This window comes from Bradyrhizobium sp. USDA 3311 (assembly GCF_054062495.1).
Genome location: NZ_JBSSFI010000001.1, coordinates 1,045,224 through 1,071,852, shown reverse-complemented (window position 1 = coordinate 1,071,852; position 26,629 = coordinate 1,045,224). Strand labels below are relative to the sequence as shown.

Annotated in this window: 26 protein-coding genes; 5 read left to right on the top strand and 21 right to left on the bottom strand. The window is 65.1% G+C overall.

Annotated elements, in window-relative coordinates:
* Positions 1 to 43: 43 nt before the first annotated feature.
* The 11 genes from ACVWW6_RS05220 to soxX form a co-directional block, all read right to left on the bottom strand.
* Positions 44 to 1,762 (bottom strand): N-acyl-D-amino-acid deacylase family protein, encoded by a 1,719-nt coding sequence (locus tag ACVWW6_RS05220; protein WP_456680280.1) that lies wholly within the window; start codon positions 1,760 to 1,762, stop codon positions 44 to 46.
* A gap of 195 nt (positions 1,763 to 1,957) precedes the next feature.
* Entirely contained in the window at positions 1,958 to 3,166 is a 1,209-nt protein-coding gene (locus ACVWW6_RS05215; RefSeq protein WP_456680279.1) for an MFS transporter, read from the bottom strand.
* A 306-nt stretch (positions 3,167 to 3,472) separates the two neighbouring features.
* On the bottom strand, positions 3,473 to 3,655 hold the full coding sequence (locus ACVWW6_RS05210; protein ID WP_456680278.1) for a hypothetical protein: 183 nt from the start codon (positions 3,653 to 3,655) through the stop codon (positions 3,473 to 3,475).
* Positions 3,656 to 3,744: 89 nt separating this feature from the next.
* Positions 3,745 to 4,782 carry an MBL fold metallo-hydrolase gene (locus ACVWW6_RS05205; protein WP_011083827.1) on the bottom strand — a complete coding sequence of 346 codons (1,038 nt, stop codon included), beginning with the start codon at positions 4,780 to 4,782 and terminating at the stop codon, positions 3,745 to 3,747.
* A gap of 286 nt (positions 4,783 to 5,068) precedes the next feature.
* Positions 5,069 to 5,527 (bottom strand): DsrE family protein, encoded by a 459-nt coding sequence (locus ACVWW6_RS05200; RefSeq protein WP_161532967.1) that lies wholly within the window; start codon positions 5,525 to 5,527, stop codon positions 5,069 to 5,071.
* The gene (gene soxB, locus ACVWW6_RS05195; protein ID WP_456680277.1) at positions 5,524 to 7,275 is read right to left on the bottom strand and encodes a thiosulfohydrolase SoxB; all 1,752 of its coding nucleotides are present in this window, start codon (positions 7,273 to 7,275) and stop codon (positions 5,524 to 5,526) included. The genes ACVWW6_RS05200 and soxB overlap by 4 nt, the downstream gene beginning before the upstream one ends.
* Before the next feature lie 44 nt (positions 7,276 to 7,319).
* Positions 7,320 to 7,625 (bottom strand): hypothetical protein, encoded by a 306-nt coding sequence (locus ACVWW6_RS05190; protein ID WP_011083830.1) that lies wholly within the window; start codon positions 7,623 to 7,625, stop codon positions 7,320 to 7,322.
* Positions 7,622 to 8,485, bottom strand: coding sequence for a sulfur oxidation c-type cytochrome SoxA (gene soxA / locus ACVWW6_RS05185; RefSeq protein WP_028172676.1), 864 nt, complete (start codon positions 8,483 to 8,485; stop codon positions 7,622 to 7,624). Before soxA ends, ACVWW6_RS05190 begins: the two co-directional genes overlap by 4 nt.
* Positions 8,485 to 8,796, bottom strand: coding sequence for a thiosulfate oxidation carrier complex protein SoxZ (gene soxZ / locus ACVWW6_RS05180; protein WP_011083832.1), 312 nt, complete (start codon positions 8,794 to 8,796; stop codon positions 8,485 to 8,487). The genes soxA and soxZ overlap by 1 nt, the downstream gene beginning before the upstream one ends.
* Before the next feature lie 10 nt (positions 8,797 to 8,806).
* The gene (soxY, locus tag ACVWW6_RS05175; protein WP_011083833.1) at positions 8,807 to 9,298 is read right to left on the bottom strand and encodes a thiosulfate oxidation carrier protein SoxY; all 492 of its coding nucleotides are present in this window, start codon (positions 9,296 to 9,298) and stop codon (positions 8,807 to 8,809) included.
* Positions 9,299 to 9,323: 25 nt separating this feature from the next.
* Positions 9,324 to 9,677, bottom strand: a complete 354-nt coding sequence (soxX, locus tag ACVWW6_RS05170; RefSeq protein WP_028172677.1) for a sulfur oxidation c-type cytochrome SoxX — start codon at positions 9,675 to 9,677, stop codon at positions 9,324 to 9,326.
* Positions 9,678 to 9,938: 261 nt separating this feature from the next.
* On the opposite strand from soxX, the gene ACVWW6_RS05165 reads away from it, so the two are divergent.
* The gene (locus tag ACVWW6_RS05165; RefSeq protein ID WP_456680276.1) at positions 9,939 to 10,613 is read left to right on the top strand and encodes a DUF938 domain-containing protein; all 675 of its coding nucleotides are present in this window, start codon (positions 9,939 to 9,941) and stop codon (positions 10,611 to 10,613) included.
* A 126-nt stretch (positions 10,614 to 10,739) separates the two neighbouring features.
* Here ACVWW6_RS05165 and ACVWW6_RS05160 read toward each other — a convergent pair whose 3' ends face one another.
* The gene (locus ACVWW6_RS05160; RefSeq protein ID WP_456680275.1) at positions 10,740 to 12,809 is read right to left on the bottom strand and encodes a prolyl oligopeptidase family serine peptidase; all 2,070 of its coding nucleotides are present in this window, start codon (positions 12,807 to 12,809) and stop codon (positions 10,740 to 10,742) included.
* Positions 12,810 to 13,006: 197 nt separating this feature from the next.
* On the opposite strand from ACVWW6_RS05160, the gene ACVWW6_RS05155 reads away from it, so the two are divergent.
* Together ACVWW6_RS05155 and ACVWW6_RS05150 are read left to right on the top strand one after the other, a co-directional pair.
* Positions 13,007 to 14,254, top strand: a complete 1,248-nt coding sequence (locus tag ACVWW6_RS05155) for an MFS transporter (protein WP_271557089.1) — start codon at positions 13,007 to 13,009, stop codon at positions 14,252 to 14,254.
* A gap of 220 nt (positions 14,255 to 14,474) precedes the next feature.
* Entirely contained in the window at positions 14,475 to 15,713 is a 1,239-nt protein-coding gene (locus tag ACVWW6_RS05150) for an MFS transporter (protein WP_456680274.1), read from the top strand.
* A 97-nt stretch (positions 15,714 to 15,810) separates the two neighbouring features.
* Here the strand turns inward: ACVWW6_RS05150 and ACVWW6_RS05145 are convergent, their stop codons facing one another.
* Both ACVWW6_RS05145 and ACVWW6_RS05140 read right to left on the bottom strand, forming a co-directional pair.
* Complete coding sequence (locus ACVWW6_RS05145; protein WP_456680273.1) at positions 15,811 to 16,305, bottom strand: VOC family protein; 495 nt, start codon at positions 16,303 to 16,305, stop codon at positions 15,811 to 15,813.
* A 90-nt stretch (positions 16,306 to 16,395) separates the two neighbouring features.
* Positions 16,396 to 16,941: a carboxymuconolactone decarboxylase family protein gene (locus ACVWW6_RS05140; RefSeq protein ID WP_456680272.1), complete on the bottom strand. Its 546-nt coding sequence runs from the start codon at positions 16,939 to 16,941 to the stop codon at positions 16,396 to 16,398.
* 137 nt (positions 16,942 to 17,078) lie between these two features.
* Between ACVWW6_RS05140 and ACVWW6_RS05135 the strand changes: the two genes are divergently transcribed.
* Both ACVWW6_RS05135 and ACVWW6_RS05130 read left to right on the top strand, forming a co-directional pair.
* Complete coding sequence (locus tag ACVWW6_RS05135) at positions 17,079 to 18,293, top strand: acyl-CoA dehydrogenase family protein (protein ID WP_456680271.1); 1,215 nt, start codon at positions 17,079 to 17,081, stop codon at positions 18,291 to 18,293.
* 123 nt (positions 18,294 to 18,416) lie between these two features.
* Positions 18,417 to 19,556, top strand: coding sequence for an acyl-CoA dehydrogenase family protein (locus ACVWW6_RS05130; protein ID WP_456680270.1), 1,140 nt, complete (start codon positions 18,417 to 18,419; stop codon positions 19,554 to 19,556).
* Positions 19,557 to 19,832: 276 nt separating this feature from the next.
* Here the strand turns inward: ACVWW6_RS05130 and ACVWW6_RS05125 are convergent, their stop codons facing one another.
* The 7 genes from ACVWW6_RS05125 to ACVWW6_RS05095 all read right to left on the bottom strand — a co-directional run bounded on the left by ACVWW6_RS05125 (position 19,833) and on the right by ACVWW6_RS05095 (position 26,623).
* Positions 19,833 to 20,870, bottom strand: a complete 1,038-nt coding sequence (locus ACVWW6_RS05125) for an amino acid ABC transporter substrate-binding protein (protein ID WP_011083843.1) — start codon at positions 20,868 to 20,870, stop codon at positions 19,833 to 19,835.
* A 57-nt stretch (positions 20,871 to 20,927) separates the two neighbouring features.
* The gene (locus ACVWW6_RS05120; RefSeq protein ID WP_011083844.1) at positions 20,928 to 21,521 is read right to left on the bottom strand and encodes a L,D-transpeptidase; all 594 of its coding nucleotides are present in this window, start codon (positions 21,519 to 21,521) and stop codon (positions 20,928 to 20,930) included.
* A gap of 446 nt (positions 21,522 to 21,967) precedes the next feature.
* Positions 21,968 to 22,942 carry a hypothetical protein gene (locus ACVWW6_RS05115; protein WP_456680269.1) on the bottom strand — a complete coding sequence of 325 codons (975 nt, stop codon included), beginning with the start codon at positions 22,940 to 22,942 and terminating at the stop codon, positions 21,968 to 21,970.
* 103 nt (positions 22,943 to 23,045) lie between these two features.
* A complete protein-coding gene (locus ACVWW6_RS05110) occupies positions 23,046 to 23,609 on the bottom strand; it encodes a thioredoxin family protein (protein ID WP_011083846.1) in 564 nt (187 codons plus the stop codon).
* Positions 23,610 to 23,639: 30 nt separating this feature from the next.
* Positions 23,640 to 24,338: a cytochrome c biogenesis CcdA family protein gene (locus ACVWW6_RS05105; protein ID WP_011083847.1), complete on the bottom strand. Its 699-nt coding sequence runs from the start codon at positions 24,336 to 24,338 to the stop codon at positions 23,640 to 23,642.
* Between the two features lie 488 nt (positions 24,339 to 24,826).
* A complete protein-coding gene (locus ACVWW6_RS05100) occupies positions 24,827 to 25,438 on the bottom strand; it encodes a sigma-70 family RNA polymerase sigma factor (protein WP_011083848.1) in 612 nt (203 codons plus the stop codon).
* A 447-nt stretch (positions 25,439 to 25,885) separates the two neighbouring features.
* Positions 25,886 to 26,623 carry a response regulator gene (locus ACVWW6_RS05095; protein ID WP_161532978.1) on the bottom strand — a complete coding sequence of 246 codons (738 nt, stop codon included), beginning with the start codon at positions 26,621 to 26,623 and terminating at the stop codon, positions 25,886 to 25,888.
* Positions 26,624 to 26,629 lie beyond the last annotated feature (6 nt).

The following is a 26,629-nucleotide window of genomic DNA, read 5'->3' as shown; positions in this document are numbered from 1 at the left end:
AATGTGAGGCGCGGCCTTCGCGTCTCACATGCATCCTACCGCGCTAGTTCACCACCCCCTGCGCGCCACGAATCAACTTCCCCGGCCGGCGCCCCGTGGCCGCGCCATGCCGCTGCGTCACCACGCCCGACACGATGGTCGCTTCATAGCCGTCGACGTCCTGCAACAGCCGCCGCCCGCCGACCGGCAGATCGTAATGCACCTTCGGCGGATGCAGATGCAGGCGGTCATAGTCGATCACGTTGACGTCGGCCTTGTAGCCGGGCGCGATCAGCCCGCGATCGGTGAGGCCGACCGAGAGCGCGGTCTTGCGTGACTGTGCCGCGACCACGAACGGGATCGTGAGCTTCTCGCCGCGCTTGCGGTCGCGTGTCCAGTGCGTCAGCAGATAGGTCGGGAAGCTCGCATCGCAGATGATGCCGCAATGCGCGCCGCCGTCGGACAGGCCCGGCACCGATTGCGGATCGATCAGCATCTCGCGCGTCGCATCGAGATTGCCGTCGGCATAGTTGAGGAACGGCACGTAGAGCATGCCGCGGCCTTCGTCCGACAGCATCGCGTCATAGGCGAGTTCCTCGGGCTTCCGGCCCTGCTTGCGCGCCCGCGGCCCCAGCGCGTTCTCCGGCGGCTGCTCGTAATCGGGAGGATCGCCGAGCAGGAACATCTTGTCGTAGTTGGGCCGGAAGAACAGCGGATCGTCGGTCGCGGTCGCCGTCTCGCTGAGGATCGCCTGGCGGATCTCGCTCTGATGCAGCCGCGCCAGCCGCTCCTTCAGCGGCAGATGTGCGATCGCCTTGTAGCTCGGATGGGTCTGGAATGGGTTGCGCGACAGCTCGAGCCCTAGCAGCAGGCCGACCGGGCGCGCCGCGATCTGCGCGGTGATGGAGAGGCCGCGCTGTGCGGCGGCATTGATCTCGTCCAGCGTCTGGCGCCAGCGCTGCGGCGCCTTGTCGTTCTGCGTGATCGAGAACGAGATCGGGCATTTCGTCGTGTCGGCGACCCGCAGCATCATCGGCAGGTCTTCGTCGATGGTGGAGAGATCGAGCACGAATTGCAGCACGCTGCGGCCCTCGCGATGCATCGCACCCGCGATCGCGGTAAGCTCGTCTTCGCCGGCCTTCAAGGTCGGCGTGAAATCGCCGGTGGAGGTGCGGTGGTTGAGCGTGCGCGAGGTCGAGAAGCCGAGCGCGCCGGAGCGGACCGCTTCGCCCGCGAGCTTTGCCATCGCCGCATTGTCTTCCGCCGTGGACGGATCGCGGCGCGCGCCGCGCTCGCCCATGACATAGACGCGCAACGCCGCATGCGGCAGTTGCGCGCCGACGTCGATGTCGAAATCGCGCTTCGACAACCAGTCCATGTAGTCCGGAAAGCTCTCCCAGGCCCAGGGAATGCCGGCGCTCAGCACCGGCTCGGGAATGTCCTCGACGCCTTCCATCAGCTGGATCAGGCGGGTGTGGTCGGCGGGCTTGCACGGCGCAAAGCCGACGCCGCAATTGCCCATGATCGCGGTGGTGACGCCGTTCTGCGAGGATGGCGTGATGTCCTGGCTCCAGGTGACCTGCCCGTCATAGTGGGTGTGGACGTCGACGAAGCCCGGCGTCACCAGTTTTCCGCGCGCGTCGATTTCTTCTTTGCCCTTGCCGGAGATCTTCCCGACCTCGCTGATCCTGCCGCCGGTGATGGCGACATCGGCCTCGAACAGCTCGCCGCCGTTTCCATCCGCGACCATGCCGCCGCGGATCACGAGATCAGGATTGGTCATGAGGTTTCTTCCCGTTTTGTTTTTGTTACACGCAGTTCTCTCTACTCGTCGTCCCGGACAAGCGTCAGCGCAGATACGGGACCCGTAACCACAGGGAGTAGTTTGGCGAAGACTCGGAGTGACCAGTCTCGCGCGACGGATTCTCCCTGGGGTAATGGGTCCTGGCTTTCGCCAGGACGACAGTTGAACTTGTCGCTACGCCGCAGCCTGCCGCTTCCGCTCGGTGAACGGCGACAGCACCACCGTCGCCAGCATGAAGATCACGGAGGCGCCGAACACCCAGTGCGGCGCGCTCTGGTCCATGATCCAGCCGAACAAAAGCGGGCTGACGATGCCGCCGAGATTAAAACCGGTGGAGACGATGCCGAAGGCGCGCCCCGCAGCGCCGGCGGGAGCGGCATTGCGCACCAGCATGTCGCGCGAGGGGGCGATCACGCCGGAGAGGAAGCCCGCCGCCGTCATCGTCGCGGTCAAAGCCCAGCCGGGCAATGTCACCAGTGCGATCAAGAGCACGATCGCCGCATTCGCGGCAAAGCAGGCGGCGGCGACATAGCCGTGACGCTCGGTGTGATCGGCGAGGAAGCCGCCTGCGAGCACGCCCGCGGCGCTGGCGCCGAGGAATGCGGTCAGCGCGATGTTGGCGATCGAATAAGAGGCGCCGTAGCCGCTCATCAGCGCCACCACGCCGAAATTGTTGATGCCGGCCACCGACAGGCTGAGCAGCATGAACAGCGCGGTCAGCGTGATCAGCGCCGGCGTGATGACGGCCTGCTTCGGCGCGCTCTCGTGACCGGGCTTTTTCTTGTGCGCGCCGGCCTCGGGAATGCTCATGGCGACCAGCAGCAGCGCCACCAGCACGCCGATCGCGCCCGATGCGATCAATGCGCCGACGCCACCCGATACGGTGACCAGCGCGGCGACGATCGCCGGCGTCACGGCGCCGCCGAGATAGCCGGCAAAGGTGTGGATCGAAAAGGCGCGGCCCATCCGCGCCTCGTCCATGTGCTCCGCCAGGATGGCGTAGTCGGCGGGATGATAGACGCTGTTGGCGAGCCCGAGCAGCACGGCGCAGGCGATCAGCGAGGCGTAGCTGAGGTGCAGGCCGAGCAGGATCAGCGCGCAGCCGCCGAGTGTCAGCCCGATCAGCAGGATCCTGCGCGCGCCGAAATGGTCGACGAGATAGCCGGTCGGCGCCTGCGTCAGGCCCGATACGACGGCAAGGGTGGTGAGCGCGAAGCCGAGCTCGACATAGCCGACGCCGAGCCTGTCCTTCAGGAACGGAAACAGCATCGGCAGGACCAGCAGATGGAAATGGCTGACCCAATGCGCGATCGAGATTCCCGTCAGCGTGCGCAGCGCGCTGTCCGCCTTGCCTTGCTGCGGTGCGGCGAGAACATCGACCATTGCAGTTCCGATTCCCTCCCTGAAGGGAGCGCAAACTATCGGGCACAGCGGTTATTTGTCCATGAACACAGGCGCATGGCAGGTAGTGCGGGTGGCGCCGCTGTCTCAATCATGACTCGACGATGCGATCGGGCACACTGCGCGCCCTCCCCCCTTGCGGGGGAGGGCGGGGGAGAGGGGTAGCCCAGCAAAAGGTCTATCCGTGGTCGATGCAAAGATCGTCGCGTTCTCGAAAGAGTGTGCCGTGTGGCACCCCTCTTCCCGCAAGGGGGGAGGGAACGCGCCATTCGTGGGGCAGGCTTCAACTCACAACGGCTCGTCATCGGGACCGTACCGGTCGCGCTTCGGCGTTGCGATGTCGCCGTCTTCGTAATCGTCGTCGTCGGTGTCGCGCGGCAGCGGCTTCTTCGCCTTGTCGTCCGCCAGCTTCTCGCTGGGGGTTTTGGGCGGCGCGCTCGGCTTGGCGGTCTTGTTGACGATCTTGGCCATGGCTGTTCCCGGATGGTGATGCTGCATCCGATCCTAGTCCCAATATGTGGGCGCTTCCTGACTTATCTCAAGAACGGCGCGTCGGGGCGTCAGTGCACCACCGGTCCGCCCGCCTTCTTCCAGGCATCGATGCCGCCGGCGATATGGGCGGTATTGGCGAGGCCCGCCTCCTTCGCCGCCGCGACGGCCATCGCCGAGCGTTCGCCGAAGGCGCAGAAGAACACGATGCGGCGGCCGGTGGCGGCCGCGACCTCGCGCAGCATGCCGCCGGGCTTCAGGCTCTCCTCGACGGACGGATAGGGCGTGTGCAGGGCGCCCTCGAGCATGCCGTGTTTCATTCGCTCGTTGGTCTCGCGCAGATCGACCAGCAGGATGTCAGGCCGGCCCAGGACGCGGATCGCCTCGCTGGCGGTCAGCGCGCGGCCCTCCTTTTCCAGCTCCTCCTGATGCAGGCCGACGCGCATGTTGGCGGGCACCGCCACGTCCATCATCTTCGGATTGGGCAGCTTCAGGTTCGCCATCAGCTCGATATATTCGTCGACCGAGCGCACCTGGAGCCGCGGATTGTAGCGCTTCTCCTCGCCGATGGTGGAGACGGTGTCGCCCTTGTAGTCATGCGCCGGGAACACCATCGTTTCGTCCGGCAGCTTGAGTAGGCGATTGAAGATCGAATCGTACTGCGCGCGCGAGGAGCCGTTCTGGAAATCGGTGCGGCCGGTGCCGCGGATCAGCAGCGTGTCGCCGGTGAAGACGCGGTCGCCCATCAGGTAGGAATAGGAATCGTCGGTGTGGCCGGGCGTGTACATCACGTCGAGCGACAGCCCCTCGATCGTCACCTTGTCGCCGTCGGCGACGCGCATCGCCACCACGTCGGCCTTGGTCTGGTCGCCCATCACGGTCATGCAATGGGTGCGGTCGCGCAGCTCGCCGAGGCCGGTGACGTGGTCGGCATGAAGGTGGGTATCGACCGCCTTGACCAGCTTGAGGTCGAGCTCGCGCAGCAATTGGCAATAGCGGTCGACCTTCTCCAGCACGGGATCGAGGATCAGCGCCTCGCCGCCGTGGCGGCTGGCAAGGACGTAGCTGTAGGTGCCCGAAACACTGTCGAAGAGCTGGCGGAAGATCATGGCAAGACCCGGCGTGGAACTGATTGCAAATTCTACTACGGTTCTGGTCGAAAAGAGAAGCAATCCACTGTGAAGATGGGAAAATTTAGAAGATCTTTATTGTGAGGTAATGGGCCCGCGCGCTCCTCGTCACATACTCACTGTCATCGCCCGCCCTGTGCGCAATTGCGCACTGGGGCGGGCGATCCAGTATTCCAGAGACAGCGAGAGGTACGGAGAAGCCGCGGCGTACTGGATTCCCCGCCTGCGCGGGGAATGACAGCGCCGGGTGAGGCGTCGGCGCCCCCTACGGCCGCACCACCGTGTACCCATTCTCCGCCAGGAACAGGATCTGTCCGACCCCGACCTGCACCGGCGTCGCGGCGGGGATGAACTCCGGCCGCTTGCCTGTCTCCCGCTCGACCGTGTCGACGGTGTTGAGGCAGATGTCGAAGCGCACGCCTTGCGCGATCAGGCTCTCGACCTGCTTGCGGCGCTCGCTGTTCGACAGCAGCAGGTCGATGCCGGGTCCGAATGCCACCACCTCGATCGCGACCTTGTCGGGGGCGTAGGCCTTAAGGAGATTGTTGGCGACGCTGAGCACCAGCGCCTGCTTCCTGGCGTCGCCGTCGGAGAGCTGCAGCACGATCTTGTGCTCGGCGAACGGCTTGTCCTGAAGCGGCACCTGCTGCGCAAAAGCCGGCGGCATCGCGGCCAAGGCGAGCAGCGCCAGCATCATCGCGCGAAACATTTGCGAGCGCGTCATCCCTGTCCCGCAATGCCCGGATTGTTCTCGACGCCCTTCAGCGTGACGCCGGAGCCGAGCCGCTCCGAAAGCATCCGGCCCGAGCGCAGATATTTGGCCACCACGTCCCACACCGGGGCGCCCTGCTGGCCGTTGACCGAGGCCCAGCCCGCGACCTTGTAGCGGTGGTTGGCGCTGATCGCCTTGCCGTTGTTGAGCTTCAGCTCAGAGATGCGGCCGCCGATCACACCCGCCGGCGTGCAGGTGTAGCTGAGGCCGCCGGCGCGCACCATGTCGCCGCCCTGCTGGTAATAGGGATCGGCGTTGAAGAGATTGTCGCAGATGTCCTCCAGCACGTCCTTGATCTGGGCGCCGGTCATTTCCTGCACATAGGTCTCGGGATAGCTGATCGCGGTTTCCGCGAGCACGTCCTCCATGGTCAGCGCCTGGCCGGACAGCGCGGTGACGCCCCAGCGGAAGCCCGGCGACAGCGCGATCTCGGCGTCGAGCTCGCTGCGCAACGCGGTGCAGATCAGCTCGTCGACCGGGCCGGAGAAATTGCCGCGGCGATAGAGCAGGCGGTCGAGCGTTGCGATCTTCTCCGACCAGTCGGCCACGTGCGGCGCGCGAACCCGGCCGATCAGCTCGGCCATCGCCGGATCAGGCTTCAGCAGCTCGGAATAGACCGGCAGCAGGTGATATTTGACGCCACTGACCTTGCCCTTGTCGAGCGCGAGATCGAGCACGCCCAGAAATTTCCCGTTGGAGCCGGCATTGGTGACGAGTGTCGTGCCGCCGGCGTTCGTCACGGGAATCGGCTGCGGCACGGCGTCGTGGGTGTGGCCGCCGAGGATGACGTCGATGCCGGTGACGCGGCTCGCGAGCTTGAGGTCGACGTCCATGCCGTTGTGCGACAGCAGGATGACGGCATCGACCTTCTCGGCGGTGCGCAAGGCATCGACATGCTTCTGGAGCTCTTCCTCGCGGATGCCGAAGGTCCAGTCCGGCGTGAACCGCTTTGGATGCGCGATAGGCACGTAAGGGAAGGCCTGGCCGACGATCGCGATGCGATGACCGCCGAGCTCCTTGATCACGGAGGGCTTGAAGACGCGCCCCGTCGCCTTGTCGAAGGCGCGGGCGTCGTTGAACGCGGCTTCCTCGGTCAGGAACACGTTTTGCGCCAGGAACTCGCCCTTGAAGCGCTCGAGATTGTCGCGCAGCGCCTGCTCGCCATAGGTGAATTCCCAATGCCCGGTCATCGCCTCGATGCCGAGCAGATTGGCGACCTCGACCATGTCGCGGCCCTGCATGACGTTGGCAAGCCCCGTGCCCTGCCAGAGATCGCCGCCGTCGACGAGCAGCGAATCTCTTTCGCCGACATCGCCGCGCAAGCGATCGACCAGCGTCTTCAGATGGGCAAAGCCACCGAGCTTGCCGAAGCGCGCCGCAGACTTCTCGAACTCGAAGCAGGTGAAGGCATAGGCATCGGCGCTGTCGGGCCGGATTCCGAACCGCTCGAGAAAGGCGCGGCCGACCAGATGCGGCGGCCGTCCCGCCATCTCCCCGATTCCGATATTGACGCTGGGCTCGCGGAAATAGACCGGGTTGAGCTGCGCATGCGTGTCGGTGATGTGCAGGATCCGGGCATGGCCGAAACGTTCGAGGTCGTAAATGCTCGCCGCTTCAGTGCCGCGCGCAAGCCGCGGCAGGCCGAGCGATGCTGCGGCAACGCCTGCACTCTTCAGGAAATCACGGCGGCGGATCGCCATCCAGAATCCTCCGCGCCTCATCGGCAGTTCAACTGAGGTCCAGTCTAGCGGATTTCCATCGCCTTCCAGGCCTCTTTTTCGGACGTGGCCTGGAAGATCGACGCCTTCGCCAGCGCCTCGGCCTCCTTGGCTGCGGCCAGGGCGCGGTCGAAATCGCCGCCATCGGCTGCCTTCTTCGCCGCCGCCAGCGTCGAGACGGTCACGGTCCACTGATTGCGCATGCCGGCTGCCTCCTTGGAGGCGGCTTCGGCGGCGGCATAGGCCGCCTTGTAATCCGCCTCATTCGCCGCGCGCGCCGTTGGCGCGAGGCTAAGGGCGAGCAGCATGGCGAGAGGAAGTGACCGCTTCATGGCCGCGCTCCCGGTCCTGATATCGGCAGTCCGTTGGCGACGTAGGACAGGAAATATTCGACGTCGCGATATTCATCTGCCTGCGGCTCCAGCGGAACCGCCCGGGTCTGGCTGTTGCAGGTGACGAAGCGGCGGCTGGTCGTGCCCATGCCGCTCCATTCGGAGCGGTAGATCGGCATCGCGTTCAAAATGCCGAGCGCAGGCGCCAGGATCTCGGCGCGGATGCGCTCGCCCGGGCTCTGCACATGGCAGCTGGCGCAGGAGAAATTCATCTGGCCGCGCCGCGTGTAGAAATAGCGCTTGCCGTTCTCGAACGCGGCGAGCGCGCGGGGATCATCGGGAATCTTGATGTCCATCAGCTTGCCGCGCGAGGTGAAGGCCATATAGGCGGTCAGCGAGGCCATCTCGTCCTTGACGTAGGAATAGGGCGCCTCGCCGTTGGCCTCGCGGCAGCGGTTGAGCGCGAGCTCCAGCGTGACGACCTTGCCCTCCTTCTCATCGAAGTAGGGATAGTTCTGGCGGATGCCGATGCCGCCATTCGGGAAGCAGTCGGCATAGGTCTTGCCGTTCTTGAACGGGGTGGCGAACATTTCCTTGCCGGCGTCGAGCGCGAACTCGTAGGGCGGGAATTCCTCCTTCTCCTGCCACTGCCGCTTCATGTCCTCGTTCATGGAATAAGGGCCGTTGACGAAATCCTCGTGCTTCACGGTCGGAAACTTCTGGAAGAAGAAGTTCTGGAACGCTTTTGCGTCGGCAACTGGATCGACCTTGTCGGCCGCGATCACGCGCGGCGAGGTGAGGGCGACCGCGACGAGCGCGGCGCTGAGCGAACCAAGCAGGAGGGCGGAGCGGGCCTTCATCACGCGATCTTCGCGGTGGTCGTATCCGACCCGCCCTTGTTGTCGGTCCAGGAGATCTTGATGTCGTCGCCCTTCTTGGCGCCCTTGAAGCTGAACTTCACATAGGGGTCCTTGGAGATGGCGGTGCCCCAATCGGCGACGAAGACGTCCTTGCCGTTACATTCGAACTTCAGCTGCTGGATGAAATGCGCGGGGATCACCTCGCCCTTGGCGTCCTTGACCAGGCCGGTGTCCATGGGGTGCTGGATCAGCGCCTGCACCTCGGTGATGTCGCCGTTTGCGGTCGCGCGCACGCGAATGCTGGATGCCATGTCGATCTCCTTAGCCGCCGCAGCCGCCGACGGTGACTTTGACTTCCTTGGTCGCGCTGTAGAGCTTGCCGTCGGCTTCCACGATCGCGGTCACGTTGGTGGTCTTCGCCATCTTCAGCCGGTTGGCGACAGCAGGGATCGTGCCGTCGGGAATCTTGTAGGACGCGGCGAGCGCGTTCGGGTTCTCGGCCACGAAGAACGAGATCGAGGTCACCTTCTCCAGCGTCGTCGTCACCGAGATCGGAACCACGCCGCCATTCTCGGCGATCTCCGGCGCATCCAGCTTGACCTTGTCGGAGGGCTCGGCAGTCTTGCCGTAGAGCGCCTTGATCGCGTCCGCTTCGTTCTTCAGCTTGAACGCTTCTTCCGGATATTTGTCGTTGGCCGCGGCGTACGCGGGCGCCACGCCGAACGGCAGATTGCCGAGGCCGAGCAGCGCGACGGAGGCTGCGCCCTGAAGGATCAGGCGCCGCGTCGCAAGGGGGCCGGTGGTCGTGGTCATCTGAGCTCTCCTGGCGTGCCTGAAGTCACAGGGTTTGCAGGAAATCAACGATTGCGCTGATCTCCTGGTCGGTCAAAATCCGGTTCCGGCCGAACGGCGGCATCATGGTCTGCGGATTGCGTTTGGTCTCGTCGAAGATGATCGCGGCCAGCTCGTTGCGATCAGGGTATTTCGCCTTGAGGTCCTTCAGCTCCGGGCCGATCGTTCCCGGCAGGTCGCCGCCCTTGATGACGTGACAGGTCAGGCAATTGCCCTTGCCACGGTCGAAGGCGAGCTTCTGGCCCTCGGCCACGGCGGATTGCGCCCGCGCCGGGCTGGCGAGGCCGGCGGCGAAGGCCAGCAAAAGGAGCAGGGCAGGCATCCGGGAAAAGGCGGTCAAGGCGTCATTCCGAGGCGTTATGGCGATGCACTCGATCGCGGAAATAGCAGCGTTCCAAAGCACAAAGGGCATCACCTGACAATCAGGACTATGCACGCGGCAAAATGGAGTTAATATCTTCCGCATTGCAACTAAAGAGATTATTTGTTCGGCCGATTTGGCCACGAGAGTAAGGTCCGTGAGCGCGGGCCGGCTGTTTCGAGGGCGTTTGGGCGCTCCTGCTGTTTTCATCGTGTTCTCGTTTTTTCAAGGGGACGTCACTTGGCTGAATATGTCGTCGAATTTGGCAGGGACGGCGGACGGGTCGAGCCAGATGGGCGGCTCGATGCACCGGCATTCCATCGCAATCACGAGCCGCTCCGGGCGGCTCTGGAAAAGCACCTTGCCGGCTGTTCCGGAAACGTTGTCGAGGTCGGCAGCGGAACCGGCCAGCACGTGGTCCATTTCGCCCGCCATACGCCCGACCTGGTCTGGTGGCCGAGCGACCTCAACCAGCGGCACGTGAAGAGCATCGAGGCTTGGCGCGTCCATTCGGGCCTGCCAAACATCCGCTCGCCGTTGCGGATCGATCTCTCCGATCCCGGCTGGTGTCCGGAAATGCGAAGCGGGCAGGGGCCGACGAGTCTCGCCGCCGTGTTCTGCGCCAACGTCATCCATATCGCGCCATGGACCGTGGCCGAAGGCCTGTTCGCCGGCGCCGGTCGCTATTTGAGGGCCGACGGCAAGCTGTTCCTCTACGGCCCGTTCAAGCGCGACGGCAAGCATACCGCGCTCAGCAACGCCGTGTTCGACACCTCATTGCGCGAAGGCAATCCCGACTGGGGCGTGCGCGACATCGGCGATGTCGAGACGCTCGCGCGAGGCGCCGGCCTTAGTCTCGTCGATACGATCGAGATGCCGGCGAACAATCTGACGCTGGTGTTTGCGCGGGGGTGAGTCACTGCTGATCTGGGTGCACGCCGCGAAGGCGGTGCGCTCCCTCCCCCCTTGCGGGGGAGGGAATGAGAGAGTGGTGCCCGGCTCACGTCGTGCTTCGATCAAAGCCTCGAAGCGACGTTGCGGCTATGCCTCCCCATCCTTCCATCCGATCTTGTCCCTGAGGAATCGAAAGCCCAGCACCTCAAAACCGGCGCGCTCCTTGTTGTCCTTGCCGTAGCCGTGACCGCCGGCTGCCGGCTCGTAGAACCAGGCCTCATAGCCCATCGCCTGGATCTTTGCCGCCATCTTGCGGGCGTGGCCGGGATGGACGCGGTCGTCGCGCCGCGTGGTGGCGATCAGGATCGGCGGATAGGCCTGGCCGGGCTTTGCGTTGTGATAGGCGGAGTAGGTCTTCAGCCACTCCCATTCGTCGGGCTTGTCGGGGTCGCCATATTCCGCGATCCAGCTCGCGCCTGCGAGCAGCTTGGTGTAGCGGCGCATGTCGATCAGCGGGATGGTGCAGAACAGCGCGCCGAAGCGTTCGGGGTAGCGCACCAGCATGTTGGTGATGAGGATGCCGCCGTTCGATCCGCCCTGCGCTGCGATGCGCTTCGCGCTTGTCACGCCGCGGCGGACGAGATCGGCGGCAACGGCGGCGAAATCGTCATGCGACAGCTTCTTGCCGGCGAGCCGGCCGGCATCGTGCCAGCGCGTGCCGAATTCGCCGCCGCCGCGCAGATTCGCCTGCACCGTGGTGCCGCCGCGCTCCAGCCACAGCTTGCCGAGCGATGGATTGTAATACGGCTTCACCGCGACGGCGAAGCCGCCATAGGCGCTCATATAGACCGGCGCATCGCCGGTCTCCTTGGCAGGACCGGTCTGCACATAGGGAATGCGCTCGCCGTCGATCGAGATCGCCTCGTGTTGCGTCACCACGAGGCCGTCGGCGGTGAACGTCTTCGGCGCCTGCTTCAGCACGGTCGGGCTTGCGACGCCGCGCTCCAACAGCAGCAGCGAGGGCGGCGTGAGCGGATCCTGCACGTTGGCGAGCAGGTCGCCATTGCTCTCGGAGGGATGACGGTCGAGCGGCCAGATATCGACGACGCCGATCTGCGGGAGGCCGGGAAGCGTGGCGCGGCTCCAGCCCGCGGCGGACGGCGTGCAGATCTCGAATTGCGGCTTGAGCTCGTCGAGGATCGACAGCACCAGCTTGCTGCCCGCCCAGAACAGGCCCTGCAATGCGCGCCGCGGGCCGGGCTCGAACAGGACCGCGAAATCGCGGCTGCCGGCGAGGAACGCCGAGAGCGAGATGCCGAGCACGGTGTCGGTGGCAAAGGTTCGGCCTCCGGCCGACCAGTCCTTGCGCAGCTTCATCGCGAACCAGTCGCCATGCGCCTGCATCCAGACGCCGGTCGGCAGGTCGAGCTTCGTCGTCGCACCGGTCGCATCGCGCAGCCAGATCGCGTGATTGAAGAAGTCGATCTGATCGACGATCCAGACCCGCGGCGCCGATCCGGTGTCGTCGGCCATGCCGGAGACCGCCATGTGATCGGCGGTGGTCTCGATGATCACCTGCGCCTGATCGGCAGGCTGGCCACGCCGCCACAGGCGAACGGTCCGCGCATATCCGGAGCTCGTCGCCATGCCCTCGCCATGCGCGCTCGACAGCAGCAGCGTGTCCTGATCGAGCCAGTCAACGCCGCCCTTGGCTTCCGGCAGCGTAAAGCCGTCCGCCACGAAGCTCTTCGTGTCGAGGTCGAATTCCCGCAAGGTGACGGCGTCGCTGCCGCCGCGCGACAGGCTCAGAATCGCCCGCGAGCTTGCCGGCATGGTGACGATCGCGCTCAGCAGCCAATCCTCGCCCTCCTTTGCCGCGAGCTGGTCGATGTCCAGCACGATGTCCCACGCCGGGCTTGCTTTGCGAAACTCCGCCAGATTGGTTCGCCGCCACAGGCCGCGCGGGTTGGTGGCGTCCTTCCAGAGGTTGTGCAGATCGCTGCCGCGCCGGCTGACATAGGGGATGTTGTCGGGACGATCGTAGATCGCCGCGAGGATATCGCGGTCGCGCGCGAAGGCCGCTCCGCCGAATGCGTCGAGCGTCAGGCTGTTCTGCCGCTCCACGAAATCGAGCGCGTGCTTGCCTTCGATCTCCTCCAGCCAGAGCCAGGGATCGTCGTCGGGAGCGCTGAGCGTAGGCCTGTCGTCGACCGTCATGAACGAAACTCCCAAAAGTCGCGGCGGATAGGATTTGATCGAGCGCAAGCCGTCAAGAGCGCAGCCCGCTATCATCTGCTCGATTGCGTCAGAGGCATGGCCTGCGCCCGTTTGCGCCGGTTGCCCGCCCTCCCGCGCCGCTCCATAGTGCCGGGAATCAACAAAGCCCTTGTGAGCCCGTTGGGGCGGAAATGCCGATGCTTGACGTGACTTCAGCCAATCAGATCGCCGCCGACGCCCGCGTGCGTGCCAATGTGGTGCGTCTTGCTGCCGCGCAGGCGCTGACCGGCGCCAACTCGGCTGTGATCTTCGCCACCGGCGCGATCGTCGGCGCCACGCTCGCGCCCGACATGTCGTTCGCGACCGTGCCGATCTCGATGTATGTGGTGGGCCTTGCCGCCGGCACGCTGCCGACCGGCGCGATCTCGCGCCGCTTCGGCCGCCGCGCCGCCTTCGTCATCGGTACCGGTCTGGGCGCGCTCACCGGCCTGCTCGGCTCGTTCGCCATCCTGCACGGCTCGTTCGCGCTGTTCTGCATCGCGACCTTTCTCGGTGGCCTCTATGGCTCGGTGGCGCAGTCCTATCGCTTCGCCGCCGCCGACGGCGCCAGCGCGGTCTACCGGCCCAAGGCGGTGTCCTGGGTGATGGCGGGCGGCGTGTTCGCCGGCGTGCTCGGTCCGCAGCTCGTGCAGTGGACCATGGATGTCTGGCAGCCCTATCTGTTCGCCTTCAGCTTCCTGGTGCAGGCTGCGGTGGCGCTGGTCGCCATGGGCATCGTCGCCGGCGTCGACATGCCGAAGCCGGCGCCGGCCGATCTGCATGGCGGCCGGCCGCTGCTCACGATCGTGACCCAGCCGCGCTTCATCGCGGCGGCGCTGTGCGGCGTCATCTCCTATCCCATGATGAATCTGGTGATGACCTCGGCGCCGCTCGCCATGAAGCTGTGCGGCCTCAGCGTCAGCGATTCCAATTTCGGCATTCAATGGCACATCGTCGCCATGTACGGGCCGAGCTTCTTCACCGGCGCGCTGATCGCGCGCTTCGGCGCACCGAAGATCGTCGCCGCCGGCCTGCTGCTCGAGGCCGGCGCGGCCACCATCGGTCTCTCCGGCCTCACGGCGATGCATTTCTGGGCCACGCTGATCGTGCTCGGCGTGGGGTGGAATTTCTCCTTCATCGGCGCCTCCGCCCTGGTCTTGGAGACGCACCGGCCGCAGGAGCGCAACAAGGTGCAGGCCTTCAACGATTTCCTGGTGTTCGGCATGATGGCGATCGGCTCGTTCTCGTCAGGGCAATTGCTCGCCAATTACGGCTGGTCCGCGGTGAACATGGTGGTGTTCCCGCCGGTCGTGCTGGGGCTTGCCGTGCTCTCGCTCGTCTCCTGGGCGCGCCGCCGCAAGGCGCGGCTGGACGCCGCCATGGGCGAGTTCCCGGACGCGGTCTGATGGCGGGAGGCTGTCAGCAACGTTGATACTTCGATCCAGGTCGAAGTGATTTTCGGGAGCCACGTTGTTACATGATGCTCGTCATGAACAGGCTCGTCAGGCCAGCAACGTCCTTCATTTTCTGCCGTCATTCCGGGGCACCCGAAGGGTGAACCCGGAATCTCGAGATTCCGGGTTCGATGCTTTGCATCGCCCCGGAATGACGGCGAGGAGCAAAGAAATGCTCGACAATCCCCGCCACGCAGCTCCGATCGACGAATCCTCCCTCCGCTATGAAGGCTGGCGCATCGTCGCGGTCTGCTTCCTGCTCGCGACCTTCGGCTGGGGGCTCGGCTTCTATGGCCAGAGCGTCTATGTCGCCGAGCTCCAGCGCGCGCGGGGCTGGCCGGCCTCGCTGATCTCCGCGGGGACGACGTTCTTCTATCTGTTCGGTGCGCTGCTCGTCGTCTTCGTCGGTGAAGCCGTCCGAAAATACGGCCCGCGCCTCTGCCTGATCGCGGGCACGCTGGCGATGGCCGCCGCGGCGGTCGCGATCGGCGCGGTGCGCGAGCCCTGGCAGCTTTATCTCGCCGACGCCGTGCTCGCCTTCGGCTGGGCCGGCACCAGTCTCGCCATGATCACCAACACGATCAGCCTATGGTTCGACCACAAGCGCGGCATGGCGATCAGCCTCGCGCTGAACGGCGCCAGCTTCGGCGGCATCGTCGGCGTGCCGCTGCTGGTGACCATGATCAGCCATGTTGGATTCGCGACGGCGATGTACGCCACCGCAGGCGCCATGCTGGTGCTGCTCGCGCCGGTGATCCTGCTCGTCGTCGGCCGGCCGCCCGAGCACCATGGCTGGCATGCGGCAGCGAAGGCAAAGCCGCAATCGTCGGCGCAAATCCGCGCGCACGCGCTGCGCGACGTCGGCTTCCTCACGGTGACGATTGCCTTCGCGCTGGTGCTGTTCGCGCAAGTCGGCTTCATCGTGCACCTGATCTCGTTCCTCGACCCGGTGATCGGCCGCGAGCGCGCCGCCGTGGCGGTTGCGGTGCTGACGGCGATGGCGGTGGTCGGCCGGGTGCTGTTCTCGATGGTGATCGACCGGCTCAACCAGCGCCTCGCCTCGGCGCTGTCGTTCCTCAGCCAGGCCGCGGCGTTGTGCGTCGTGATCAACTTGCACAACGACTACGTGCTGATCGCGGCTTGCGCCGTATTCGGCTTCTCGGTCGGCAATCTCATCACGCTGCCGTCGCTGATCGTGCAGCAGGAGTTCGACTCCGCCTCGTTCGGCGTGCTGATCAGCCTGAACACCGCGATCAACCAGGTGACCTACGCGTTCGGCCCCGGCGTGGTCGGCTTCCTGCGCGACTTCTCCGGTGGCTATGCGCTGCCGTTCTATCTCTGCATCGCGCTGGAGGTGGTGGCCGCGGCGCTGATCATGGTGCGGGGGAGGCCGCGGACGAAGCTCTCGTAGGGTGGGCAAAGGCGCGCAGCGCCGTGCCCACCGCCCGACTCTCCAATCGTGTCGAAAGAATTGGTGGGCACGCTTCGCTTTTGCCCACCCTACGACATCACGCCTCCCGCTGCCGCAGCAACGCCTCGACATCCAGCCGCTTCGTAATCATCGCAAGTTTGCCATCCGGTCCGAACGGCCATTGCTCCCTCGGCCGATCCCAATACAGCTCGACGCCGTTCTGGTCGGGATCGCGCAGGTAAAGCGCCTCGCTGACGCCGTGGTCGCTCGCGCCGTCGAGCGCAATGCCGGCCGAAAGCACCCGGTGCAGCGCATCCGCCAGCGCGGGGCGCGTCGGGTAGAGGATCGCGGTGTGAAAGAGCCCGGTCGTGCCCGGCGGCGGCGGCGAGCCGCCCTTGCTCTCCCAGGTATTGAGCCCGATGTGGTGATGATAGCCGCCGGCCGAGATGAAGGCCGCGCCAGAGCCCATGCGCTGCATCAGCTCGAAGCCGAGCACGCCGCAATAGAAGTCGAGCGCGCGATCGAGATCGGCGACCTTGAGATGAACGTGGCCGATCCGGGTGCCGGCATGGACGGCTGGGTTCTGCGACATGACAATGCTCCGTTGATCAACCCCACATAGGCCGCGCCCCGGGACAGTGCCACTGGCCTATCCCGAAACCCAGCGTTTCCGGATGCGAAACTAAGACAGCTCCGGCACCTCGCCCTCGGGCAGCCCGAACTCGAACGTGTTCAGCGTCATCGACACCATTGTGTAGTAGCCGCACAGCCCAATCACCTCGACCACGCCGCGTTCGCCGAGCAACTTCACCGCCTCATCATAGAGGCCCTTCTCGACGCCGCGGCCCTCATGCAGCGACTTCGCGACGTCGTAGATCATCCTGGCCTTGGGGTCGTCGAACTCAGGCGTGCGGCGGTCGCGGATCGCGTCGATGATTTTTGGATCCATGCCGCCTGCAAGCGCGAGGCGCTTGTGCGCGTACCATTCGTAATGCGCGGTCCAGTGCCGCGCCGTCACCAGGATCGCGATCTCCGAAAGCTTGGCGGGGAAAATCGTATCGAAGCGCAGCACTTCGCCGAGCCGCGTCGCGTGACGGGCCATCTCCGGGCTGTTGAGCCAGGCCATCATCGGTGCCGGCGGCTTGCCGCGCTTGCCGGCAATCGACTCGTCATAGGTCTGCCGCTGGCTCTCGTTCATTTCGCCAGGCGAAAGAAGTGTCAGGCGCATTCTCGTTTCCTCTTTGTTTTCAAGCACCGTCGTGGTCGCGACTATAGCCGAATGCGCCTGCGTAAGTGGTTGAATTCCACGGTGCGATGGCCCAGAGTCGCGCCCAACAAGTCGATTTTGATTGATGGAAACGACCAATGACTGACTCTAAAACCAGCGATTCTGAAACGGCCGATCTCGAAACATTCCGCAACGAGACGCGCGCCTGGCTTGAAGCCAACTGCCCGCCGGAAATGCGCAGGCCCGCAACGTCGGACGCCGACGTGTTCTGGGGCGGGCGCAATGCAAAATTCTCGTCCGAGCCGCAGCGCATCTGGTTCGAGCGCATGCGCGACAAGGGCTGGACCGTGCCGGACTGGCCGAAGGAATATGGCGGTGGCGGCCTCAGCGCTGCCGAGCACAAGGTGCTGCGCGCCGAGATGGGAAGAATCGGCGCGCGGCCGCCGCTGTCGAGCTTCGGCATCTGGATGCTCGGGCCGGCGCTGCTGAAATACGGCAACGAGTCGCAGAAGAAGGAGCACCTGCCAAACATCGCGGCGGGCCTGATCCGCTGGTGCCAGGGCTATTCCGAGCCGAACGCCGGCTCCGATCTCGCTTCGCTCCAGACCCGCGCCGAGAGCGACGGCGATGATTTCGTCATCACCGGCTCGAAGATCTGGACCTCCTACGCCAACTATGCCGACTGGATCTTCTGCCTCGTCCGCACCGATCCGGCCGCTAAGAAGCACGACGGCATCAGCTTCATCCTGTTCGACATGACCTCGAAGGGCGTGACGACCAAGCCGATCCTCCTGATCTCCGGCTACTCGCCGTTCTGTGAGACCTTCTTCGACGGCGTCCGCGTGCCGAAATCGCATGTGGTCGGCACCGTCAACCGCGGCTGGGACGTCGCGAAATATCTGCTCCAGCACGAGCGTGCGATGATCTCGGGCATGGGCGAGCGCGGCGTCGGCCGTCCGCTCGGCCAGATCGCAGCCGATTCCGTCGGCAGCGATGCGCAAGGTCGCCTCGACGATGCGATGCTGCGCGGCAAGATCGCGAGCTTCGATGTCGATGAAGCCGCGCTCGCCGCCTGCGCCGAGCGTGCCGTCGATCTCGCCAAGGCGGGGCAGGCGCATCCGGCGTTCTCGTCGGCGATGAAATACTACGGCACCGAGCTCAACAAGCGCCGCTACGAGATCCTGATGTCGGCCGGCGGCGTCGATGCGCTGGAATGGGAGAGCGAGCGCTCGAAGCAGGGCGCCCGTCCGCGCGCCTGGCTGCGCACCAAGGCCAACTCGATCGAGGGCGGCACCAGCGAGGTGATGCTCGGCATCGTCGCCAAGCGCATCCTCGATCTGCCGGGGGCCTAACTCCGCCGTCGTTCCGGGGCGGTCCGCAGGACCGAACCCGGAACCTCGAGATTCCGGGTTCGCGTCTTCGACGCGCCCCGGAATGACACCAACAGATTTACAAAGACGCTAGAGACTGAAGCCATGGCCCTCGTCCTCACCGAAGAACAATCGATGCTCCGTGACTCTGCGCGCGGGCTGATCAGCGACAAGGCGCCGGTGTCGCACCTGCGTCACTTGCGCGACTCCAAGGATCCGACCGGCTTCTCCAAGGAGTTCTGGCATTCCTTTGCCGAGATGGGCTTTGCCGGCCTGCTCGTGCCGGAAGAGTTCGGCGGCTCCGGCCTCGGCTTCGTCGAGGCCGGCGTCGTGATGGAGGAGATCGGCCGCACCTTGATGCCGTCGCCCTTCCTCGCCACCAGCGTGGTCGCAGCCTCGGCGCTGAATCGCGGCGGCAATGCCGCGCAGAAGTCGGAATATTTGCCGAAGATTTCCAACGGCTCGCTGCTGGCGACGCTCGCGATCGACGAGGGCGCCAAGCATCGCCCGCTCCGGACCAGCCTCCAGGCCGTGCGCGCCGGCAACGGCTTCAAGCTCTCCGGTGCCAAGGCCCTGGTCGTCGACGGTCACGTCGCCGATCTCCTGATCGTCGCGGCGCGCACCGCGGGCTCAGCCGGTGAGCGCGACGGCTTGACGCTGTTCCTGGTCAACCCCAAGGCCAAGGGCGTCGCGATCGAGCGCACCATCATGGTCGATGCGCACAACGCTGCGCGGATCGAGCTTGCCAATGTCGAGGTCAATGCCGACAGCGTGCTTGGCGAGGTCGATCAGGCTGCCGGTCTGCTCGACGGCGTGCTCGACATCGGCCGCGGCGCGGTGGCCGCCGAAATGGGGGGCCTTAGCGACGAGGTGTTCAATCGCACCGTCGAGTACCTGAAGAGTCGCAAGCAGTTCGGCAAGCTGATCGGCGAATTCCAGGCGCTGCAGCATCGCGCCGCCGAGCTCTATGTCGACATCGAGATCACCCGCGCCGCGGTGATGAAGGCGCTCCAGGCGCTGGATGCTGACGTCGCCAAAGCCACGTCAGCCGTCGCGGTCGCAAAAGCCCGCGCCGGCACCACCGCCACGCGCGCGGTCCAGGAAGGCGTGCAGATGCATGGCGGCATGGGCATGACCGACCAGTTCGACATCGGCTTCTTCATGAAGCGCGCACGGGTGTGCGAGGAGCTATTCGGGGATGCGAATTACCACACCGAGCAGTTGGCAAGGGCGCGGGGATATTGAGGCGGGTGGACGTGAGGCGCAGGACGCCGCCTCACAATCAGTGTCGTCGCCCGGCTTGACCGGGCGACCCAGTACGCCGCGGCGTCTCGATCAACAACAACTGGCTCTGGAATACTGGATCGCCCGCCTTCGCGGGCGATGACGGTTGAGAGTGTGGAAAGCTCGTGCCTCATCTCGTCATTGCGAGCGCAGCGAAGCAATCCAGACTGTCACCGCAGAGGGATTCTGGATTGCTTCGTCGCTGCGCTCCTCGCAATGACGGCGGAGGAACCGCCGTTACCGCATCGGCGGCGCGTACTGCACGCCACCGGCGTTCCACAGCTGGTTCATGCCGCGCGGGATCTTCAGCTTCGACTTCTCGCCGATATTGCGCTCGTACATCTCGCCGTAATTGCCGACATTGCGGATGATGCGGACGACCCAGTCCTTGGTGAGGCCGAGCTGCTCGCCGTAATTGCCTTCCGTGCCGACGAGGCGCATCACTTCCGGCTTTTTCGACTTCAGCGCCTCGTCGATGTTCTCGGAGGAGACGCCGAGCTCTTCGGCGTTGATCATCGCGTAGAGCGTCCACTTCACGATCATCATCCAGTCGTCGTCGCGCTGGCGCACCACGGGGGCGAGCGGCTCCTTGGAGATCATGTCCGGCAGGATCATGTGATCGCCGGGCTTCGACAGGTTCAGCCGCAGCGCGTAGAGCTGCGAGACGTCGGCGGAGAGCGTATCGCACTTGCCGGTGTCGTAGGCCTTCACCACGTCGTCCAGCTTGTCGAACTTCACCTCTTCGTACTTCATGTTGTTGGCACGGAAGTAGTCGGAGACGTTGAGCGCCGTCGTGGTTCCGGTCTGCACGCAGACCTTGCTGCCGGTCAGGTCCAGCGACGTTTCCTTGTTGCGCGAACGCGGCAGCATGAAGCCTGCGCCGTCGTAATAGGCGACGGCGGGGAAATAGAGGTCGTAGTCGAGCTCACGCGCCATGCTCCAGGTCGAGTTGCGCGAGAGGATGTCCACCTTCCGGCTCTGCAATTCCTTGAAGCGCTCGCTGGCGTCGAGCGCGACGAACTTCGCCTTGGCCGGATCGTTGAAGATCGCCGCCGCCACCGCGCGGCAGAAATCGACGTCGAAGCCGGTCCAGTTGCCCTTGTCGTCGGGGATCGAGAAGCCCGGCAGGCCCTTGTTGACGCCGCACAGCACTTCGCCGCGGCGAACCGTACGCTTCAGGGTGCGGGTGTCGTAGAACTCGTAGATGACGGCGAGCACGCCGACCAGCACGGCGACCGCGAGCCCGATGAGCAGGCCGCCTCGAAAAGTGCGCATGATGTCTCTCTCTCGAAATAATCGGGAAGAAAAGGAAGTGTTGCGAAGGCGGGGAACTTAGAGTTCGGGCTTCTGCCGGATGACCACCTTGGTGCCGACAGGGACGCGATCGTAGAGATCGGCGACGTCGTTGTTGACGAGACGGAAGCAGCCCGAGGACACCTTGGTGCCGATCGTATCGGGACGGTTGGTGCCGTGAATGCGGTACACGGTGGTGCCGAGATACATGGCGCGGGCGCCGAGCGGATTGCCGGGGCCGCCGGCCATGAAGCGCGGCAGATAGGGCTGGCGCTGGATCATCTCGGGCGGCGGCGTCCAGTCCGGCCATTCCTTCTTGTTGGTGATGTTCACCAGCCCCTGCCACTGGAAGCCGTCGCGGCCGACGCCGATGCCGTAGCGGATCGCGCGCCCGCCCGGCTGCACCAGATAGAGGTGGCGCTCTGCGGTGGAGATGATGATGGTGCCCGGCGTCTCGGTGGTGCGGAAGTAGACCACCTGCTTCTGCCATTCCGGCTCGAGCTGGTAGGCGTCGTCAGCGACCAGACCCGGCTCGTCGCCGCGGTCGGGCTGCTGCGCGATGGCCTGTGGTGCAGACAGGATCAGGCCGATCGTGGCCACGAACATCCCGGTCAGGCGACGAAAATCCGTCATTTCAAGCTCTCCCCGCTGCCACAGCGCAAATCATTCAAAGCCATCAAATCTCAGGGGCATGTTCATGGCAAGTTGATGGCGCGCCCGGCTGGTATGTCACGAGAATGCTTTGCTTTTTTGACGGGCCCACGGCAATGCCACAAACAGGGGATGGCGCGAAAAGCAGTACTCGCGACATCGACCGCGGGTTGAGGCATTCCTGAGCGCGACGTTTGAAGTCCGATCGAGTTTGGCCAACACAGTGCTCTCTCCGTTCCCTCCCCCCTTGTGGGGGAGGGGCAGGGAGGGGGGCCACACGGGGATTCTCTCCGTCGCACAACCACATGCGAGGCATCGTCAATAACCGACACCTTTTCCGGGGCCACCCCCCTCCCTAGCCCTCCCCCACAAGGGGGGAGGGAACGCACCTCGGTTGGGGGGGCTCGTCGAGTCTCATCCATCATCGACTAAATCTTGTTATTCTCCGCCGCGATCCCGAGCCGCCGCACGATTTCGGCTCCCACGGCGCGGGCCTCGAGCCGCGAGCCGATGCGGGGGCTGCGAAAGCGTCGGCCCGAGCGCAACCGGATCGTGACGATGCAGTGCTCGTCCTCGGACCGGCCGCGGCGGTCGACGGTGATCGTCTTCACCTCGTGCCCCTCGATATGGTCGGTGCGCGGCTGGCCGTCGCCCCACAGGCGTTCGACGCGGATGTCGCCCTCGCGGATGATCCAGAACACGCCGGTCACGAGGTTGGCGTAGCGATACACGGCGAACGCCGCGATCGCGCCGAGCGGCAGCAGCAGGATATCGACATGGCTCGGCGGCCATCCGCGCCAGAGCTTGTAGGCGTAGGGCACGGCGGACAAGGCGACGGCGATCAGTGCGACGATCCTTATGTCCCGTGCGGAAAACGCCTCGAGCGGCTCGCCGAGATGCATCTCGGAATTGCTGGCATCGAGCGGATTGACCGGCTCCTCGACGTGGGGAACGTCGAATTGCGTGGCGATCCGTGCCACGGTGTCGCGCACATGCGTGACATCCGAGATCGGCGGCGACGTCAGGCGCTCGCCCGAGACAAGCGTGAAGACCAGCTGAAAGCGGGCCTTCACCCGCTTGCTGCCGGGAACTTGCAACCCCGTGATGTCGTCCTTCGGAACGATCCGCGTCTGGAGTTTTCCGAAGGGACGCTGATGCCCGATCAGGATCTCGTCGGGTGTGATGATCCACACCACCGCCGGCGCCATCATGATGCCGACGACAAATCCCGCTCCCACCAGCAGCGCGACCACCGAGATGATGATTTCCAGCGTGTCGTGCGTGAACAGGCCGGGCGTGAAGCAGAGCGCAACGGCCGCCGCAGAGCCGGCCACGACCAGCCGCTGCGCGATCGATGAGCCTTCACGAAGGCGGATGTCGTTGCTGGTGGTCGCGTCGTCCATTGCGGGCGGCTGATTGCGTCGGTTGCGAAACTCCACGGACGGGTCCGTGGAGTCAAGCAACAAGGCCGTCAGGTGAAACCAGCCGCGCGATGTCCGTGCCGCGTCAGCTGCTGGTGTTCAGCAGCCTCGCCACCGTCCGGTCGATCTCGTCGTAGCGGCCTTCACCGGCATGCTGGAACACGATCTTGCCGGTCTGGTCGATGATGTATTGCGCCGGCCAATACTGGTTGCTGTAGGCGTTCCAGGTCTTCGAATCGTTATCCTGCGCCACCGGATAGGTGATGCCGTGACGCTTCAGGGCGGCCTGCACATTGGAGGCAGAGCGCTCGAACGGGAATTCCGGCGTGTGCACGCCGACCACGACCAGGCCCTTGTCCTTGTATTTTGCATAGAGGTCGGTGACGTGCGGCAGCGTGTTGACGCAGTTGACGCAGCCATAGGTCCAGAAATCGACCAGCACGACCTTGCCGCGGAGATCGGCGATGCTCAGCGGCTTCGAGTTGAACCAGGTGTTGATACCGGTGAAGTCGGGCGCGGTCTGCTGGCTTGCGGCCGCGCTGACGACAGGCGCAGCGCGTGCGGCCTCGTCGCAGATGCCGGGGATCACGGCGCCGGTCACGGCCATGCCGATCAGGGCTGCGGATACGGCGAGCAGTTTCAAGGTCATGGAAGCGTCCTCCGTTGAGATGCGAAGCAATCACAGGCCGATCTGGCCGGTGGGATAGAAGCCGGTGAGCCACGCCACGATCAGCGTGTCGTATTGGAAGTAGGCGGCGACCGCGAAGCCGATCACGACGACGCCAAAGCCCTGCTGCAGGCGTGGCGAAATGCGCGCGAGGCTGCGCACGCGCGTCGTCGCGGCCTGTCCGCCATAGGCGATCGCGAGCATCGGGATCGCCGCGCCGATGGCGTAGGCGACCAGCAGCGTGCCGGCCCAGGTCGCATTCTTCGTCGTCGCCACCAGCGTCAGGATCGAGCCGAGCACGGGCCCTGCGCAGGGCGTCCAGACCAGGCCGAGCGTGGTGCCGAGGATGAGCCCGCCAAGCGCGCCCTCGCGCTGCGCGGCGCTCGCAGCACCAAGATCGAGCCAGCCATTGAGCCGGATCGACAGCCATTCGAACGGCGCCGGCCACAGCATCAAGAGGCCGAAGCCGAGCAGCAGGATGGACGCCGCTTCGCGCAGCACGTTCGGATCGAAGTCGAACAGCCGGGTGATCGCGCCGAGCAGCAGCGCAGTCGCCGAGAACGAGATGACGAATCCGAGCGCGATCATCGCCGGCCGCAGATGCCCCGCACGTCCGATCGAAGCGCCAAGCAGGATCGGCAGCATCGGCAGCGTGCACGGCGCAGCGATGGTGAGGACGCCGGCAAGGACGGCGAAGATCAGGTCGAGCATGGGCCACTCGCGAGGGAGGTCACGAGGGCAGTTCGGGATGGGAGGGGCAGTCGTTACGTGGCGTCACGGCTTCGTGACGGGGTGCCCATCAGGGTGACGGTGCGCTCCCTCCCCGCTCGCGGGGGAGGGGTTGGGGAGAGGGTGTCTCCGCAACGGGACACTCCCCGAGAGGAGAGAGCCCGCCCTCACCCGCCGCGCGCGGGACGATGCTTCGCATCGCCCGGGCACGTCGGCCTCTCCCGCAAGCGGGAGAGGCGGGGCTCGCGGTGGCCACCTCAGGCCCAAACACAAAACGACCCGGGGGGGGCATCCCGTCCGGGTCGTTGGAAGTCTTGGGAGGTTTAAGCAAAACCGTATGTGAGGTTTATAGGAGGGAAGTTTTTCCGCCTGATGTTGTGGTTTGTTTCAATTGTTTCGTCCGCGGTAACACTTCCGTGTCCGGGAATAGGGCCGCTGGTCCGATCCTATCCCTTTGAAATCATGAGCTTTCAGGCGGCGAAGCGGTCGACGCCGCAGCCCTTAAGCAAATCCGCCAATTGCTTGCGGGCATAGAACATCCGCGTCTTCACCGTGCTCTGGGGGATGCCGATGATCCGACCGACCTCCTCCACGGACTTCTCGTGGTAGTAGACGAGGGTGATGATCTCGCGATGCGCGGGCGACAGTTTCTGCACGCAGGCGCGCAGGATGGCGCTGGTGTCGCTGCGGTCGAGCGAGGTCTCGGGGGTGTCGGTGTCGTCAGGGATCTGGCGCACGTCTTCCTGGTCGATGTCCTCGAAGCGGCGCTGGCGCATCGCGGTCAGCGCCTTGAAGCGGGCGATCGACAGCAGCCAGGTCGAGACCTGCGAGCGGCCCTGGAACTGGCCGGCGGTCCGCCACACGTCGAGGAACACCTGGCTGACAAGGTCTTCCGCGGTGGTGGCATCACGCACGATACGCAGGATGAAACGGTAAACCCGCACATTGTGCCGGCAATACAGGATGTGCATCGACGTCCGGTTGCCGTCGGCAATGCTTTCCAGAAGCATATCGTCCGAAGTCGCCTGAGCGGCGATGATGCTCTGGCTGGCCTGGGCGTTGATGGCGATGACGTTCGGCATAGACTTGGCTCCCCGTAGCGCCGCAACCGAGCGGCGTTTCCTTGGACCAAAGTGTTAATCAGCCACCGTTTCGGGACGTCTGCGCGAAAAGCGGAAAATGGTTTCGTGCGCCGCCAAATTGTTTCGTCGGACAGGGCGCGACGAAACATTCGGGGCAAAAAAGCGTGGAATTTCAATGTACGGAAAATACGGGGGTGGGGATTTGGCAGCGAGCGGAGGCGCCGGGAACGAATTTTCGGGGTTTGCGTTCAGTCGCGCCCGGCACTCCGCCGTCGTCCCGGACAAGCGCGCCAAAAGCGCGCGCCGGTCCGGGACCCATAATCACAGGGAGGCGTTGTGGCGCGAAGCTGGTAACTCCGAGTCTTCGCCAAACCCAATTTCGTGGCTATGGGTCCCGGATCTGCGCTGGCGCTTGTCCGGGACGACAGCTGTATTTGCCGCGCGCCCCTACGTCTTCTCGCCAGCCGGCGAGAACAGATAGCCGCCGCCGCGGATGGTGCGGATTACGGCGGGTTTTGCCGGGTCGGGCTCGATCTTGCGGCGGATGCGCATGATGCGCAGGTCCACGGCGCGGTCGAACGCCTCGGCGTCGCGCGCATTGGCCAGTTCGAGCAGGCGCTCGCGCGACAGCACGCGCTTCGGATTGGCCGCGAACACCTTGAGCAGCCCGAACTCCGATGCGGTCAGCGGATGCTCGTTGCCCTCGTCGTCGCGCAGCGCCTGGGCTTCGAGATCGAGCCATTTGGTGCCGAAGCGGACCAGCTGATCCTTGCCCGATTTCGCCGCCGCAGCCTCCGGCGCCGCGGCCTTGGCCGGCCCGCTTCTGCGCAGTACCGAGCGGATGCGCGCCATCAGCTCGCGTAGCTCGCAGGGCTTTGCCACGTAGTCGTCGGCACCAAGCTCGAGCCCGACGACGCGGTCGATCGGGCTCGCGGTCGCGGTGAGCATGATAACAGGCACGTTGATGCGGCTCTTGAGGTCGCGGATGATCGACAGCCCGTCTTCCTCGGGCATGTTGAGGTCGAGCACGACGAGATCGGGCATGCCGCCGTCGATCGCGGCGCGCAACGACTTGCCGCCGTCGCACAGCGTCACGGTGAAGCCGTGCATCTTGAGGTAATCGCCGACCATCTCCCGGGCCGGGGCCTCGTCGTCGACGATCATGATGTGCTGGCTTTGGGTCATGGTCTT